The following is a 16,268-nucleotide window of genomic DNA, read 5'->3' on the forward strand; positions in this document are numbered from 1 at the left end:
ATGGTTAGTAAACGCTCGTTAGCTAGATGAAGGACGTTAGCGAGCGTTTACTAACCATGTCAAGCGTCAACCGAGCGGAAAGAGCAGGGATGGGAACCAGGGACGTGATCCTCGACGCGGCGGCCAAGGTGATAGCCGAGCAAGGTCTGGCCAACGTCACCACACGACAGATCGCACGGGCCGCCGGGTTCACCGAGGCCGCCCTCTACAAGCACTTCGCCAACAAGGCCGACCTGCTCGTGGCGGTCATGCGAGAGCGGTCACCAGGCTTCGGCTGGCTGGGCGAGGCGCTGCACGGCAAGGTCGGAACCGGGGAGGTCGCGGGCAATCTCACCGCCGTGGCCGAGGCGGCCATCACCTTCTACGGCGGCGGCTTTCCGATGTTCGCCTCGATGTTCGCCGATCCGGACACTCTGGCCGCCCACAAGGAGGAACTGCAGCGCCACGGTGTCGGGCCGCACAAGGTCAACGAAGCGATCGCCGCGTATCTGCGCGCCGAACAGCAACAGGGCCGCCTGCGACCGGACGCCGACGTCCAGGCGGCCGCGGGCCTCCTGCTCGGCGCCTGTTTCCAGCATGCCTTCCTCGGCCACATGTCCACACCCGGACACCGTGACGACAGACAGGCGGCAGCGGCCTTCGCCCGCACCCTCGTCGAATCGCTCGCCCCCTGACGGGCGTTCCGGTGGGCTCCGTGCAACGCCACGTCCACGACGTGCCGACGACGGGGAAGCAGAGTCCGAGACTGAAACACATGTCTTAGGCGGGCGTATTGCACAAGCGTCTTACACGGTAGTACTGTCGGCTGCACAGGCGGAACCTAGCACCGACCAGGGAGCCCCCCATGCGTGACAAGACCATCCTGATCTCGGGCGCCGGCATCGCGGGCACCGCACTGGCCTACTGGCTTCGCCGCCACGGCTTCACCCCCACGGTGGTGGAGCGGGCCCCCGCGATCCGGGAGGGCGGCTACAAGATCGACATCCGCGGCGCGGCGCTGGAGGTGGTCAAGCGCATGGGCGTCATGGACGAGATCCGGCGCCTGCGCACCGACGTACGTGGCGGATCGATCGTCACCGCCACCGGCAAGCGGTTGGCGAGCATGGACGGCGACACCTTCGGCGGACGTGAGGGCGAGGATGCCGAGATCCTGCGCGGCGACCTGAACCGCGTCATCTATGACCTGACCAAGGGCGAGGTGGAGTATCTCTTCGACGACTCCATCACCTCCGTCACCGAGGTCGGCGACGGAGTACGGGTCACTTTCGAAAGCGGCGGGACCCGCTCCTTCGACCTGATCGTGGGCGCCGACGGACTGCACTCCACCACCCGGGCTCTGGTCTTCGGCCCCGAAGCGGGATTCGTCCGCGACCTCGGCTACTACGTCTCGATCTTCAGCGTTCCCAACCACCTGGACCTCGACCGCTGGGAGCTCACCTATGTCGCCCCCCGCAGGACCGCGCTGACCTACAGCACGGCCGGGGACGCCGGGGCCAAGGCCATGTTCCTGTTCGCCTCCGAGCCGCTGTCGTACGACCGGCGCGACCGCGACCGGCAGCGCAGGCTTCTGGCCGACGCCTACGCCGGCGAGGGCTGGGAGGTCCCCCGCCTGCTCGACGGCATGGAAGACGCGGACGACTTCTACTTCGACTCCCTCAGCCAGGTCCACATGGACAGCTGGTCGAAGGGACGGACGGTGCTGGTCGGAGACGCCGCCTACTGCGCCTCGCCCGCCTCCGGGCAGGGCACGAGTCTGGCCCTGGTCGGCGCCTACGTCCTGGCCGGGGAGCTGGCCGCCGCCGGCGACCACGAGGCCGGGTTCGACGGTTACCAGAAGGCGATGCGGAACTTCACCGAGGAGAACCAGAAGCTCGGACCGGCCAACATCAAGCGGATGGTGCTGGCAAGCAGAGCGCAGGTCTGGCTGTCGCTGAAGCTGCTCGCGCTGATGAACCGCATGCCCGGCAAGGAGCGCATGATGGCCAAGGTCGCCGAGAAGATCCACCAGGCGGCCGTCGCCATCGACCTCAAGGACTACTGAGCCGTCCGGGTGGCAGACGTCCCGGGTGGCGGACATCCCCAGTGGCGGACGTCCCGAGTGGCGGATAAGGGCGGCACCCGAAAAGTAAGGGTGGCTCCGGAAAAGCACCATCGATCATTTCAGGCGTGGTAGATACACTCGGCCGGGTGAGCGATGATCATTCGATGCCCGTCGGCATCGACACCACGGTCCCGCATCCGGCCCGCGTGTACGACTACGTGCTGGGCGGCAAGAACAACTACGCCGTCGACCGCGACTACGCGGACATGCTCGTGGCCCAAGCGCCCGACTATCCTCCGCTGGCCCGGGCCAACCGGCTGTTCCTGAGCCGGACGGTCGAGTTCATGGCCCAGGCGGGCATCCGGCAGTTCATCGACCTGGGCACCGGCATCCCGACCTCACCCAACGTCCACGAGATCGCCCGTGAGATCCACCCCGGGGCGAAGGTGGTCTACGTCGACAACGACCCCATCGTGTCCGTGCACAACGACGCGCTGCTGGCCACCGACGACCGCGTGGTCTCCATCCGCGCCGACCTCCGTGACAGCGAGAGCATCCTCGCCGACCCGGAGCTCAACAAGCTCATCGACTTCGACGAGCCGGTCGGGGTGCTGTTCGTGGCGGTGTTGCAGTTCTTCCCCGGCCCCGAGGTGCCCGCCAGGATCGTGAGCCTGTTCCGCGAGCGCATGGCGCCGGGAAGCCACATCGCCATCTCCCAGCCGAGCGCCGAGGGAGACCCCGAGGCCGTCGCACGGGCCCGCGCGGCGATGGCGGGCGGGCCCCTCACGATCGACATGCGGCTCCACGACGAGATCCTGCCGTTCTTCGACGGTTTCGACCTGGTCGAGCCGGGCCTGGTCGACGTGACGAAGTGGCGGCCCCGCATGGACGCGCCGTTCACGCGGATGCTCGTGCTCGGCGGGGTCGGCCGGAAATCAGCCTGACAGCTCCTCGCGCAGGTCGCGCAGGAACCTCCTGGTCTCCGCCGCGGAGTAGGCCTGGACGCACAGGCGGTCCATGACCTGCATGTAGTGGTCGGTCTCGTCGAGCTTGTCGACGTAGAGGGCGCTGGTGAGCTGCTCGAGGTAGACCACGTCGGGCAGATCCCGCTCGGGGAAGCGCAGGATGGAGAACGGACCACCCGCCGCCGCGTGGCCGCCCCGGTGGAACGGCATGATCTGCAGCGTCACGTTGGGCAGTTCGGTCACCGCCAGCAGGTGGTCGATCTGCGCGAGCATCACCTCCGGCCCCCCGATGGGGCGCCGCAGGGTGGCCTCGTCCATCACGGCCCAGAGCGTCGGCGCGTCCGACCGGGTGAGACGCTCCTGCCGGGCCATGCGCAGGGCGACACGGCGATCGACTTCCTGTGCGGCGGCGTTGTTGTGCACGAGCATGATGACGGCCCGGGCGTAGTCCGGGCACTGCAGGAGGCCCGGGACGAACTGGACCTCGTAGGTCCGCAGGACCGAGGCGGCCTCCTCCAGCCCGACGTAGACCTCGAACCAGCTGGGGAGCAGGTCACCGTATTTGTGCCACCAGCCCGGGGCGTTGGCCTGACGGGCCAGGGCGAGCAGCGGCGCCCTGTCGTCGGGGGCGGTGACCCCGTACATGGTCAGCAGGTCGGCGACGTCACGCTCCTTGAATCCGACCCGTCCCAGCTCCAGTCGGCTGATCTTGGCGTGGGAGGCGCGGATGGCGTATCCGGCGTCCTCCCGGGAGATGCCCTTGGCGGTGCGCAAACGCCGCAGCTGGGTGCCCAGCAGGATGCGCAGAATGGTGGGACCGCCGCTGGACCGGGTGAGGACGCCGTCGTGCGCCGTCACACCCTCGGCACGTTCCGTGCTCATGATCACTCCCCGACGCCACTCTTGGATGGCGCAACCGTTTCACATTCTGAAACGAGAATCGGACAACCATATTCTGGCCCACACACGGAGCACTCGCCCCTCTGGGTGCACAGGACAAAATACACCTTCCTGGCAAATTACCTAAATCGCCTCAAAGGCTCGCCTGGAGATCGTCACACCCCGCCCCGGTCTTCGCCGACGGCCCGACGGACCGGAGGGCCGACGCTCACGACCGGGAATTCCCGGGCTCCCTCTATCTCATTAAAGATATTTATAGGTGTAAACCTACACAAAACCATGACTGGCGCCATGACAATAGCGCAAACCTGCTGTCATTCGCCAGAGTAATGGGCGATCCTGTCGCCAGATGCCGCAGGCCACCATAGCCGAAGGAGGATTTCTCTTGAAAACTCGTTCCGGTGAGAAAAACCTCCTGCGCGACATCGTGATCGCCGAACTCAGACGTGCGGGGGCCCATGGATGGTCGGCCGGTGACGGAGAATTCTGGTGCAAAGTAACCCCTGACGGATATCCGATGCCCATGCAGGGGTGGAAGCTGCATGTGTCCGCGACGATGCTCTCCGCCCCCGTCGTGCTGTCCCGCGTCGCCCCGGTGCTCATCGGGGCGAGATGCGCCTTCAAGTTTCCCGCACGGCTGGACGACTACTGGGAACTCCTGGCCCCGCACTGTCCCCGGGCCCACGCGGGCAAGTTCGTCACCGCCTACCCGCTCGACGACGACGAGTCGGCACGGCTGGCCGCCGACCTGGACGAGGTCACCCTAGGGCTTCCCGGCCCGGCGATCCTCTCCGACCATCCCTACCGGGCGGGGGGAATCGTCCACTACCGCTACGGGGCGTTCGACGGGCACCGGATGCTCGGCAACGACGGATTCTACGAGGTGCGTCTGCGCACGCCGGAGGGAGAGCTGGTCCGCGACGAGCGGCTGCCGCGGTTCTCGCCGCCGCCCTTCGCGACGTCCCCCTTCACGGCTCTCCAGGAGCACCGGACCTCCCGGACACCGTCGGAAGAGCGGACCTCCGAAGCGCCGAAGCCGTCCGCCGTCGTGCTGAACGACCGCTTCGTCGTCCGCGAGGCCGTACGGCACGCCAACCGGGGCGGCGTCTACATCGCCGAGGACACCAAGACCGGTGCGGAGGTCATCGTCAAGGAGGGGCGTCCTCATGCCTGTTCCGATCTCAGCGGCAAGGACGCCCGGGATCGCCTGGGGGCCGAGCGCTCCTGCCTGGACGCTCTCGCCGCCACGGGCGTCGTGCCGGCCGTGGTGGACTTCTTCGAGCAGGGAGGGCACGTCTTCCTCGTCGAGGAGTTCGTGCCCGGAACCACGCTGCGACGCTGGGCGGAAGAGCACGCCGGGCCTGTCGGCCACAGCGGTTTCGGCAACGGGGCGGCGGAGGTCGTGCCCGTCGCCGTCCGCCTCGTCGAGGCGATACGGGCCGTTCACCGTCACGGCCACGTCTTCCGTGATCTCTCCCCGGACAACGTGATGCTCCTGCCCGGCGGTGATCTGCGCCTGGTCGATCTCGAGCACGCGGCCGAGCCGGGGACCGTCGTCATGGTGGGCGGGACCCCGGACTACCTGGCGCCCGAGCTGTCGCCCCACAGCGGACGGTTCCGCCCCGCCCCGCGGGAGTCGGCCGATCTGTACGCTCTCGGCGCGCTGGTGTACTTCCTCGTGGTCGGCGCCGCCCCGGGACTGGCCGAGGACGACGTGACGGGACCGGCGAGCGGGCGGCGCATCATCGAACACGTCGGCCGGGTCGCCGCCGTCAATCCCCCGCTGGCCCTGCTGCGCCCGCTGGTGGAAGGGCTGCTGGGAGAGCCCGACCGGCGCTGGTCGCTCGACAGGTGCGCGGAGTTCCTGGACGCGCTCGACCCGGCCCGCCTCTCCACCGACGCCGGCGTCCGAGACCGCCTCTCCACCGACGCCGACGTCCGAGACCGTCTCCCCACCGACGCCGGCGCCGACGTCCAGAACCACCCTCCCTCCTGCGCCGACGTCCGGGACCGCCTCCCCACGATCCCGGACGGGACGAGCCGTTCCCCCGCCGCCGCGGACGAGGAGAGCAGGACATCGGCGAGGATCGACGATCTCGTCGCCGACGGGCTCGCGCGCCTGACGGAGACGATGGACACCCGCGACGCCAGCCCGTCACCGTGGCCCAACGTCGCCGACGGCGTCGAGGCGGACCCGTGCGCGGTGAACGGGGGCGCGGCGGGGATCCTCGGCGTCCTGGCACTGGCCTCGCTCACGGAACATGGCGATCACCACCCCGAATCCGGCGATCGCCGATCGGCGCAGGCGGGTGCCGTCGGCCGCGCGGTCGCCGCCACCGTCCGCTGGCTCCGCCGCCGCCTCGCCGACGAGGAGGCATGGCGTCCCGGCCTGTACTTCGGGCGCTCGGGGGCCGTCTGGGCCCTGTACGACGCGGCGGAGATCGCGGGTGACGGCGAGGCCGGGGAGTTCGCGCTGTGGGCGGCGAGCCGGCTGCCGATGGACCATCCGAGCCCCGACGTGACGCACGGCCTGGCCGGCTGCGGCATGGCCGTCCTGCGCGTCGCGTTGCGCTCGGGCGAACCCGGGCTCCGCGCGCGGGCCGCCGAGATGTTCCAGAACCTCCACGAGGCGCGCTCGTACCAGGACGGGCGTCCCCGCTGGCCCACGCCTCGATCGTTCGACTCCGGCCTCGCCGGCGCGGACCATCTCGGCTTCGCGCACGGCGGCGCGGGCATCGGCACGGCGCTGCTGTACGCCGCCATCGCCTTCGACCGGCCGGACTGGATGGCGAGCGTGCGCGAGGTGGCCCACGCCCTCTACGAGCACGCCGACCTCGACGGTGACACCGCGTGGTGGCCGACCCTCCCGGACGAGCCGCGCACGCTTCGCCCGCGCCGACCCCACTGGTGCAGCGGGTCGTCGGGAATCGGTTCCTTCCTCATCCGTTACTGGAGCGCCACTGGGGATCCGGCCGCGCTGTTGCTGGCCGAGAAGGCGGCGGTCGCGGTCCACCGCACCCGGTGGCAGACGGGGTCGGTGCCGTGTCACGGCCTTCCCGGCGAGGGTGACTTCCTCCTCGACATGGCGGATTTCACGGCCGACGGCCGATACCTCCGTTGGGCGGAGGATCTGGCCGGGTGCCTGGCGGCCAGAGCCGTCAACCGCTTCGGCAGGCTCCTGGTGCCCGACCCCCGCGCCAGGGTCACCCCGACGTTTCTCGGCGGTACGGCGGGCGTCCTCGCCTTCCTCATCCGGCTGCGTCACCGCAACGCGCGGCTGTGGATGCTCGACGACGTCATGGGGAACGACGGCGATTCCCCGTCACAGGTCCACCGCCTTCCCCCAGGAGGCGGCGGTTTCGGACAGGCGGTGCCGCGTCCGCGCGGCCGTGGAATCGGCGAGGGAGGTGAAAACCATGTCCTCTGACGTTCAGGACCTCCAGGGTCTGCAGGAGCGTGAGCCGGTCGCCACGGAGGCGGCCCGGCTGACGAACTGCCGCATCCACCCCTTCTGCACCGACAACTGAGGTCAGGGCCCTGCCCGCCCGTGCACGGGCGGGCAGGGCGCCGGCGCGCGGCGAAGTGGGTGCGGTGGCCGGGGCCGATACGGTCGCCGTCCGAGTTTTTAGCATTCTTGTGAAAACAGCCGACAATGAACGGGGGAGAATGGGGGCGGATGTCCCCGGGTGGGTTAAATGTCTTTTCCCGCCCATGTGTCGAGAGGATGCACCGATGATCTCCATCGACATTCCGACCTGGGCCGCCCGCCTGCGCGCCTGGCGGCACGGCCGCCTGTGGAGCCGTCAGGAACTCGGCAGACGGCTGACCGAGGCCGCGGACGACACGACCCGTGATCGCCTGCCCTCCCATGACGAGCTCGTGGAGATGGTCCGCTCCTGGGAGGCGGGCGAGCGACGGCCCGACGAGCTGTACTCGGAGCTGTTCTGCCGGGCCTTCGACATGAACGAGGCGGACCTCTTCAGCGGGGAGGCCGCCGGCACGACGCTCTGGCACCACCTGACCGGCATCCCGTTGATGGCGGGGACGTTCTCGGCCGAGGAGGAGGAGCGCACCGGCCGGGCGATCGAGGACCCCCGGCGGGCCGACGACCAGACGGTGGCCTATTTCCGGACCGTCCTGAGAGCCTACTCCCGCCCGGATCTTCGTCCCGATCTCCGTCCGGCCCGTACGATCGGCGCCCTGTCTCCCGTATTCGCCGCGATCGACGGGCTGCACCGCGACGCCAGGTCGGGCGTCCGCCAGGCGCTGCTCATGCTCAGCGCGGAGGACGCCGAGGTGATCAGCCGCATGCACTACGAGGCCGGTGACCTCGGCGAGGCGCTGGCGTGGTCGGACCGCGCCCTGCTGGCGGCGCATCAGGCCGGGGACGAGCGGCTGGTGGCCTACACGCTGGCCCGCCGGGCCGGGCTCCAGGACGCCCGGGGCAACCCCGAGCGGCTGATCGACCTCGCCGTCGCCGCTCGCGAGCACGTCGTCTCCCCGCCCCCGCTGGACGCGATGGCCCGCCGGCACGAGGCGCAGGGCCACGCCATGGCGGGAGCCGAGGACATGTGCCACCGCCGCCTGGAGGAGTCGGCCGAGGAGACGGCCGAGGCTTCCGAGGAGAACGTGAAGGACGACGCGTCCGGCGGGTTCGACTACTCCACCGGCTTCCACAACGCCCTGGCCGCCGGATGCTTCATCCAGCTCCACCATCCCGCCGACGCGATCGAGATCTTGGAACGGGATATCCCGGGGGCTCCGTCGAACTACATCACGGCCTACAACATGGCCCGCCTCGCGCACGCGTACGCCGACGCGCATGAGAGCGAGCGCCTGGCCGGAGTCGCCCGCCAGGCGTGGACGCTGTCGCGCCGGACCGGTGCGAGCCGGGCGCTGGAAGAGCTCCGCCTCATCCAGGGCGACCTCCATCGGCTGTCGCACGCGCGTTGAGGGCCGATCACCGGGCCTCGCGCGCACACCGCCGGCGGGCACGGCCGCCGGCGGGCGCAACGGCGGCGGGCGCAACGGCGGCTCCCGCCGCCCACGGCGGCGGGAGCCGGTGCGTCACCTCTGGGGTGTCCCGTCGGGGCCGATCGCCTTGAACCCCACATAGGGGACGAGGACGTCCGGCATGACGATGGAACCGTCCCGCTGCTGGTACTGCTCCATCACGGCGGCCATGGTGCGGCCGACGGGCAGGCCGGAGCCGTTCAGGGTGGCGGCGAAGGACTTCCTGCCGTCCTTGTCGCGCACCCGGATGGCGGCCCGGCGGGCCTGGAAGGTGCCGCAGTCGGAGCAGGAGGAGATCTCCCGGTAGCGTTGCTGGGTCGGCAGCCAGACCTCGATGTCGTAGGTGACCTGCGCGGAGAACCCCGTGTCACCGGCCGCGAGCATGATCACCCGGTAGGCCAGGTCCAGCTCCCGCAGGCAGGCCTCGGCGTGGGAGAGCATCTTGTCCAGCTCGGCCTGGGACTCCTCGGCCGCGCAGATCCGCACGAGCTCGACCTTGGAGAACTGGTGCAGACGGAGGATGCCGCGGGTGTCACGGCCGTAGGAGCCCGCCTCGGAGCGGTAGCACGGCGTGTGGGCGGTGTAGGCGAACGGCAGCGCCGCGGCGTCGAGGATCTCCCCGGCGTGCAGGTTCGTCAGGGGCACCTCGGCCGTGGGGATCAGATAGAGCTCCCTCGACCCGACGCCGCTCTTGAACAGGTCTTCCTCGAACTTGGGGAGCTGGCCGGTGCCGGTCATGACCTCGGGTGTGACCAGGTGGGGCACCGAACACTCGGTATAGCCGTGCCGGCGCGTGTGCAGGTCGAGGAAGAAGGCGGCGAGACCGCGTTCGAGCGCGGCTCCCGCGCCCCTGGCGACGCTGAAGCGCGGCCCGGACAGCTTGGTGGCGCGTCCGAAGTCGAGGATGCCCATGGCCTCGCCGAGATCGACGTGGTCCTTGGGCTCGAAGGAGAACGACGTGGGAGTGCCGTGGCGGCGGACCTCGACCGCGAAGTCCTCCGAGTCACCGTCGGGCACGGTGTCCAGGGGGAGGTTGGGAACGCCCAGCAGGAAGTCGCGCAGTTCGGCCTCGGCCGCCACCTGCTCGGCCTCGGCGTCGCGGATCCGCTCCTTGAGCCGGCGGGCACGGTCCTTGAGTTCGGAGACGTCGCCGCCCGCGCGGGCGACCTTCGGGACCTCCTGGGCGACGCGGTTGGACTCGGCACGCAGCTCGTCAGCCGACTGGACGCTCTTGTTGCGCCGGGAGGAAAGTCCTTCCAGCCGGGCGAGGTCCAGGGTGTGGCCGCGTCGGGCGAGGCGGCGTACGGCTTCGTCCCCCATTTCCAGGAGGGCGCGAGGATCATGCATGAGAGTCCTCATTCGGTTGAGCGGTGTCTCGGACAGTCGAATTCTGTCGCACGCGGCTGCCGGACGTCCGGCCGCCGTACCGGACACGGCCCGGCCACGCACGGAGCGCGAGCGTAAGGCGCACGGAGCACGGACCGTAAGGCGCACGGAGCACGGACCGTAAGGCGCACGGAGCGCGGGCTGTAAGGCACATGGGACCCAGGTCGCAAGTGTCCGGATGAGCAGGGGCAACGGTCCGTCCCCACAGGAGCCCGCAGCCGTCCGGGCCGCCGTTGCGCTTCGGAGGGCGTTCCTGGACTTCTGCGGCAGAATTCATCCCGCCGGGCCGGGCGTTGACCGGCCCGGCGAGCCGACCAGGATAAGTTAACTGTAGTTCCCTTTTTGCTCTGGAGGATATGCCAGTGGCCGAGTCCGACGAGCTGGAATCGCTCATCGCGCAGGGGCGCAAGCACGGGGTGCGCAAGCGCGTCATCCTGCTACGGGCCGCTCGGCTCTTCGTGGAGCGAGGCTACGCCGACACCGGCATCGACGACATCGGAACCGCGGCGGGCATCACCGGACCTGCGGTCTACCGGCACTTCCCCAGCAAGCAGGCCATTCTCCTGGCCCTGATCGAGCTGTCACTGGAGCGTCTGCAGGAGGGGATGCAGGCCGTACTGGCCGATCAGGACCGGGAGCCGCGGGAGGCGCTGATCGCCCTGGTGGACTGGTTCGCCGGGTTCTCCGTGGAGAACCCGGATCTGACCCTGGTCATGCAGAGCGAGCTGCCGTGGTTGCCGGAGCGGGACCGGCGGCGGCTCAACCGCCAGATGCGAAGGTTGCGCGAGGAATGGGTCGGCCTGCTGATCGAGGTGCGACCGGAACTGTCCGACCTCGCGGCGAGAATCGCCGTCACCTCCGTCATGGGGATGGTCACATCGGTGCTCGCCGCGCGGCTGAGCAGTGACGCCCAAGCGTTGAGCGTGCATCTGCGGGCGCAGATGCACGCCGTACTGCAAGCGTCGGCCGAGCAGTGAGGGCTTCGACCGTTCAAGTTAAAAGGTTAACCTGCGTATACTTTTCTCGTAGAGGCATCACGGAAGAGAACACGGACTCGCCGGACGGTCCGTGAGCGCTTGCCCTCGTGCGGGACGTCACAGCGCCGTGATGCCGGTCGCCACGATCCGTCCGAGCCAGAACGAAGGGCAGAACACAGTGGAACGCGTAGTCGAGACCGATGGGATCCGTCTGTGGTGCGAGACGTTCGGGGATCCGGCCGATCCCGCACTGCTGCTCGTGATGGGCCTCGGCGCCCGAGGCACCACCTGGCCCGATGAGCTCTGCCGGCTCCTCCAAGAGGATGGACGCCATGTCATCCGCTACGACAACCGGGACACCGGGCTGTCCAGCCGCGTCGACTTCGAGGCCCGGCCGTACACCATGACCGACCTGGCGCAGGACGCGATCGACCTGCTCGACGGCCTGGGCATCGCCATCGCCGACGTGGTCGGCGCGTCGATGGGCGGCATGATCGCTCAAGAGATCGCGCTCGAGCACGCCGACCGGCTGCGCAGTCTGACGGTCATCATGTCGAGCGCCGAGCCCCTCGATCCCGCGACCAACACCTTCCGGGGCACGCCCCGGGATCCACAGCTGGCCGCCTGGGACGCCGAGCAGGTCGCCAATCCGCCCAGCACCCGGGAGCAGCGCGTCGAGGCGCACCTCGATCTGGCTCGCATTCTCTCCGGACGGTTGACGGCGTTCGACGAGGCCGCCACGCGCGCGGTCATCGAACGAGAGATCGAGGGTGCCACCGGCATGGCCCCCGCCTCGCAGAACCACATCCTCGCGGTCTTCGCCTCGCGTGACCGCTCCGGGCTCGTCGGCTCGATCACCGTCCCGACTCTGGTGATTCACGGGTCGGACGATCCGATGGCGCCCGTCGCCCACGGCAGGGCTCTGGCAGCCGCGATCGCCGACAGCGAGTTCCTGCTCATCGAGGGAATGGGACACGAGCTCCCGCCACCGGCGTTGCCTCGCATCTCCGCCGCGATCCTCCGGCACACCGCGCGATAAGAACAGGTTCTTCTGTGTCAGCGGTCACGCTATTGGGCTCTTGGTCACTCTCTGGGGAGCGGTGACTGTCCGCGATCCAAGGCCGTCAGCTTGAGCCGGCTCCATTGCGTGGAGCGAGCGGTGGTGGGTGGCTCAATTACGTGAAAGTCGCGATCATGTAACGCGGTGCGCGTGGCTGCGGCCGTTCCGTCACGATCTGGATCACCACGATCTGATCATCCGGAACGACCGCAGAGGGATCATTGTGCCGCTTGCCCCGTCCAACGACCAGGCCCGCCTCCTGGCAACTCTGTTCCCACAGCTCAATGGCCTGTCCGTGGAGCGAATGGAGGACCAGGGCGAGGGGGTACGGATCGTCGCGCGCACGCGTGCCGAAGGGGCCGAATGCCGTGGGTGCGGCCGGGCCTCATCGCGAGTGCACGACCGGTATCGGCGCCGGTTGCACGACCTGTCGTGCGGTGGGCGGCCGGTGCTGATCGAGCTGGAGGTCCGCCGGTTTGTCTGCGGCAACACCGGATGCCCGCTGACCACATTCGCCGAGCAGGTGAACGGGCTGACCGAACGGCATCAGCGGCGCACGGCCGGATTACGGGTCTTACTGGAACGGATCGCGCTGGCCTTGGCGGGCAGCGCGGGGAGCCGGCTGGCGCGTGTACTCGGCGTGATCGTCTCCCGGTGCACACTGCTCCGGCTGATCAGGGCACTGCCCGACCCCGAGGTGGGGCAGGTCGCCGTGCTGGGTGTCGATGACTGGGCCAAACGCAAAGGCCACTCCTACGCCAGCGTCCTGGTCGACCTGGCCGATGAGCACCGGCGGCACCGGATCATCGACGTGCTGCCCGACCGGGAGGCCGGCACGCTCACCGACTGGCTTCGCGCTCACCCCGGCGTCCGCGTGATCTGCCGAGATCGTGCCGGAGCCTACGCCGCCGGAGCCAGGCAGGGAGCGCCCGAAGCCCAGCAAGTGGCCGACAGGTTCCACCTGTGGCAAGACCTGGGCAAGGCGGTGGAGAAGACCGTCATCGCCCACCGTGCCCACCTGCGCGAACCGGAATCGGAACCCATGACGCAGGAAGAAGCGCAGGAGACGCCGCTCCCGCACGCTCAGCCGCACGACCCGGCAGCCGAGCCGATACCGCCACAGGACGGCGCTCACGACGTGCTGGGACGTGAACGCCCTGTGGTCGCCCGTCACCGGGAACGATACGCCGCCATCCACGCCCTGCTGGAGGAAGGCCACTCCAAGACCGAGATCGCCCGGCGGCTGGGGATCGGCCGCGCGACCGTCGGCCGGTTCACCCGAGCCCAGAACCTTGAGGAGGTCCTGTTCAAATCCACCCACCGCACCGGCACCCTCGACGGATTCAAGCCCTACCTCAACCAGCGCTGGAACGAAGGCCGCACCAACGCGAGCGTCCTGCACGCCGAACTCCAGGCCCGTGGATGGACCGGCAGTGTCCAATCCGTGCGCCGTTACCTACACCAATTCCGGGGAACCCCGCCCTCGCCCACGCGTCCGGACCCGAGCTGCGCACGACCCGCACCCGCAGCCCCGGCGCCGCCCAAGCCCCGACGCGTCATCCGGTGGATCATGACCCACCCCGACCACCTGACCGAACACGAGACCCAACACCTCGCCCGCATCCTGGAACGCAGCCCCGAACTGGCGGCCACCACACGACACGTCCGTGACTTCGCCACGATGATGACCGAACGCCAAGGCCATCGCCTGGGTGACTGGATCACCGCCGTCCGCACCGACGACCTGCCCGCCCTCCACTCCCTCGCCCGCGGCCTCGAACAGGACTACGACGCGGTCCGAGCCGGGCTCACCCTGACTTACTCATCCGGCGCCGTCGAAGGCATCATCTGCAAGATCAAATTCTGGAAGAGGCTCATGTTCGGCCGAGCCAATCTCGACCTGATCAGAAAGATCGCGCTGCTCAACTGAGCCAGGACGGTCACCCAACGTGACCGTCCCCAGAAAGTGACCAAGAGCCCGCTATTGAGCCACTCCGACAAGATCGCGCTCAGGGTATTGAGCCAGCTCCTGGGAGTTTGTTCAGGCTATTGAGCCAAGTCACGGCGTGTGCGTGTCGTCTGGACCTGGTCAGCGACGTCCATGATCCTTTTTGTAGTCCGGCAGGGGGCTCGGGGGGAGCCGATCATGGCGCGGAGGACGTTCCGCGTGATCGACATTGCGGAGATCTTGGTGCATTGGCATGCGGGCCGATCGATCCGGGAGATCGCTCAAGCCTGGGGGTGGCGCGCAGTCGACCGTCCGGTGCAGGCGGAGGTTGAGATGCTGGAGTGGCCGAGCCGCAGCGCCTGGCCATGAGCGCGGTCGATGCGTCCGTGGATCGCCGCATCCTGGCGGAAGTGGTGGCCGCAGGGACGGCGACGCCGTACGCCGGAGGCGCTCGCGGCCTGCCGGCCCATGCCGAAAACGACCGGGGGTGACGTTGCAGGTCGCTCAGGCCCGCCAGTCAAGCCGGGTTTTATCGTGTTTTGGGGCGTATCGGGGGATATTCATCCCCGGCTGGGAGTGATCGACCGTAGCCCGCTACACTCGCCGAGTGTGTTAGGTGTGCCTTGCCTAACTTCCACTGTTCCAGGAGAACCCCATGTCCCCCCCGCAGACGTCTGTCGCAGTCGTGCTCTCAAAACCCCATCCGGCCGCCAGGCCGCTACGCCTATATGACTCTTGGTGGACGGTTGGGGCGGCCGCGCTGCTGGCATGCTTGGCGCTCTTGGGCTGTGTATGGGTCTCCGCTCACCTGCAGGCCGACCTCACGCTGCGCACCGTTGCGCTCTTCGTCCACCTGGCCTCCCTGGTGCTGGGCTTCGGCGCCGTCCTGGTCGCCGACTACCACGGGTTGCTCTGGATGGTTGGTCGTTGCACCCTGAGTGACATTCTGGTCAGCACCACCCGCCTGCACCTGCCGGTCTGGACGGGGCTTGCCGGGCTCGTCGTCAGCGGCGTGATCCTCCACCCCGACCTCGCCTCTCCCCTCACCCGCACCAAGCTGGCGCTGGTCCTCCTGCTCACCCTCAACGGCCTGCAGACAGGGCTGCTCAGCCGGCGCATGGAGCAAGGCGGGCCCACCTCGCTCCCGCCGCGCCTGCTGGCCTGGGGCGCCACCACCGCGTTCATTTCCCAGGTCTGCTGGTGGGGCGCGGTGGTGATCGGCTTCCTCAACGGCCAACGTTGAAGGAGCGGGCCGGGAAAACAACGTTTACCGTGGCCACGGGCGAGAGTTCACCGGCCCATCCGTCCGCGCCGTGGACGGCCATCTGACGATGTTCCGGGTCCTGCCCGTCCGCACTCCAGACCACCACAAGCCTATGAGCGTTGCCATCGCGTGTTACGGATGTGACATCGCCCTGTGACGGGTCATACGAAGGGTCAGGGATGGCTGCTGGTCACATTCTGGCCGTCCGTGGTCACCGGCGCCATGCGGACGCCTCTCGGCGGACGGCACGGCCAGGTGGCCGTGCCGCGCGCAACGTCTCCCCTTCCGGGGCGGTTCAGTACGACTGGAGTTCGAGGAGGTTGCCGTCCGGGTCCCGTAGATGCGCGGTCCGCAGGCCGGGACCCCATTCCGGGCGGTCGGCGGGCGGCGCGACGGGGCGCCCGCCGTGGCGCAGGCACAGCTCGAAGCCGGCGTCCACGTCGCCGACGCGGCTGACCAGCATGGCCCGATCCTGGGCCGCCGCCTCGGCCGGCAGACCGGTGGTGCCGGTCACCGCGGCCATCGCGGCGCGGTCGAACAGCATCAGCACGCCCTCGGTGCCGACGTCCCAGCTCGCGTACGGCCCGCTCTCGGCGCCCCGCGTGCGCCTGGCCCCGATCAACTCCGGCAGCACCGCGTCGTAGAACCGGAAGCAGTCGGCGAACCGGCCCACCAGCAGGCGCGGGTGAAGTGCGTCCATCACACCCCTATTCA

General features: G+C 69.0%; 13 protein-coding genes. 10 read left to right on the plus strand and 3 right to left on the minus strand.

Going from position 1 to position 16,268, the window contains the following annotated elements; translation table 11 throughout:
* Nucleotides 1–89 precede the first annotated feature (89 nt).
* The 3 genes from ACQPYK_RS38665 to ACQPYK_RS38675 all read left to right on the plus strand — a co-directional run bounded on the left by ACQPYK_RS38665 (nucleotide 90) and on the right by ACQPYK_RS38675 (nucleotide 2,985).
* Nucleotides 90–674 carry a TetR/AcrR family transcriptional regulator gene (locus ACQPYK_RS38665; RefSeq protein ID WP_433242768.1) on the plus strand — a complete coding sequence of 195 codons (585 nt, stop codon included), beginning with the start codon at nucleotides 90–92 and terminating at the stop codon, nucleotides 672–674.
* A 170-nt stretch (nucleotides 675–844) separates the two neighbouring features.
* Nucleotides 845–2,041: an FAD-dependent monooxygenase gene (locus ACQPYK_RS38670; RefSeq protein WP_433242771.1), complete on the plus strand. Its 1,197-nt coding sequence runs from the start codon at nucleotides 845–847 to the stop codon at nucleotides 2,039–2,041.
* A gap of 146 nt (nucleotides 2,042–2,187) precedes the next feature.
* Nucleotides 2,188–2,985 (plus strand): SAM-dependent methyltransferase, encoded by a 798-nt coding sequence (locus ACQPYK_RS38675; protein WP_433242773.1) that lies wholly within the window; start codon nucleotides 2,188–2,190, stop codon nucleotides 2,983–2,985.
* Here the strand turns inward: ACQPYK_RS38675 and ACQPYK_RS38680 are convergent.
* Nucleotides 2,977–3,888, minus strand: a complete 912-nt coding sequence (locus ACQPYK_RS38680) for a helix-turn-helix domain-containing protein (protein ID WP_433242776.1) — start codon at nucleotides 3,886–3,888, stop codon at nucleotides 2,977–2,979. The genes ACQPYK_RS38675 and ACQPYK_RS38680 overlap by 9 nt on opposite strands.
* Nucleotides 3,889–4,255: 367 nt before the next feature.
* Here ACQPYK_RS38680 and lanL point away from each other — a divergent pair, with 367 nt between their 5' ends.
* Both lanL and ACQPYK_RS38690 read left to right on the plus strand, forming a co-directional pair.
* Complete coding sequence (lanL, locus tag ACQPYK_RS38685; RefSeq protein WP_433242779.1) at nucleotides 4,256–7,333, plus strand: class IV lanthionine synthetase LanL; 3,078 nt, start codon at nucleotides 4,256–4,258, stop codon at nucleotides 7,331–7,333.
* Between the two features lie 305 nt (nucleotides 7,334–7,638).
* A complete protein-coding gene (locus ACQPYK_RS38690; RefSeq protein ID WP_433242782.1) occupies nucleotides 7,639–8,859 on the plus strand; it encodes a hypothetical protein in 1,221 nt (406 codons plus the stop codon).
* A gap of 114 nt (nucleotides 8,860–8,973) precedes the next feature.
* Here ACQPYK_RS38690 and serS read toward each other — a convergent pair whose 3' ends face one another.
* Nucleotides 8,974–10,266 (minus strand): serine--tRNA ligase, encoded by a 1,293-nt coding sequence (gene serS, locus ACQPYK_RS38695; RefSeq protein ID WP_433242785.1) that lies wholly within the window; start codon nucleotides 10,264–10,266, stop codon nucleotides 8,974–8,976.
* Nucleotides 10,267–10,667: 401 nt separating this feature from the next.
* Here serS and ACQPYK_RS38700 point away from each other — a divergent pair, with 401 nt between their 5' ends.
* The 5 genes from ACQPYK_RS38700 (at nucleotide 10,668) to ACQPYK_RS38720 (ending at nucleotide 15,533) form a co-directional block, all read left to right on the plus strand.
* The gene (locus tag ACQPYK_RS38700) at nucleotides 10,668–11,282 is read left to right on the plus strand and encodes a TetR/AcrR family transcriptional regulator (RefSeq protein ID WP_433242788.1); all 615 of its coding nucleotides are present in this window, start codon (nucleotides 10,668–10,670) and stop codon (nucleotides 11,280–11,282) included.
* A gap of 178 nt (nucleotides 11,283–11,460) precedes the next feature.
* Nucleotides 11,461–12,321, plus strand: a complete 861-nt coding sequence (locus tag ACQPYK_RS38705) for an alpha/beta fold hydrolase (protein ID WP_433242791.1) — start codon at nucleotides 11,461–11,463, stop codon at nucleotides 12,319–12,321.
* 325 nt (nucleotides 12,322–12,646) lie between these two features.
* Nucleotides 12,647–14,272: an ISL3 family transposase gene (locus tag ACQPYK_RS38710; protein WP_433258777.1), complete on the plus strand. Its 1,626-nt coding sequence runs from the start codon at nucleotides 12,647–12,649 to the stop codon at nucleotides 14,270–14,272.
* Between the two features lie 359 nt (nucleotides 14,273–14,631).
* Entirely contained in the window at nucleotides 14,632–14,781 is a 150-nt protein-coding gene (locus ACQPYK_RS38715; protein ID WP_433242794.1) for a hypothetical protein, read from the plus strand.
* A 290-nt stretch (nucleotides 14,782–15,071) separates the two neighbouring features.
* On the plus strand, nucleotides 15,072–15,533 hold the full coding sequence (locus ACQPYK_RS38720; RefSeq protein ID WP_433242797.1) for a hypothetical protein: 462 nt from the start codon (nucleotides 15,072–15,074) through the stop codon (nucleotides 15,531–15,533).
* A gap of 316 nt (nucleotides 15,534–15,849) precedes the next feature.
* Here the strand turns inward: ACQPYK_RS38720 and ACQPYK_RS38725 are convergent, their stop codons facing one another.
* Nucleotides 15,850–16,254 carry a VOC family protein gene (locus ACQPYK_RS38725; RefSeq protein WP_433259046.1) on the minus strand — a complete coding sequence of 135 codons (405 nt, stop codon included), beginning with the start codon at nucleotides 16,252–16,254 and terminating at the stop codon, nucleotides 15,850–15,852.
* Nucleotides 16,255–16,268: the final 14 nt, after the last annotated feature.

The sequence above is a fragment of the Streptosporangium sp. CA-135522 genome (assembly GCF_050949235.1).
GTDB lineage: Bacteria > Actinomycetota > Actinomycetes > Streptosporangiales > Streptosporangiaceae > Streptosporangium.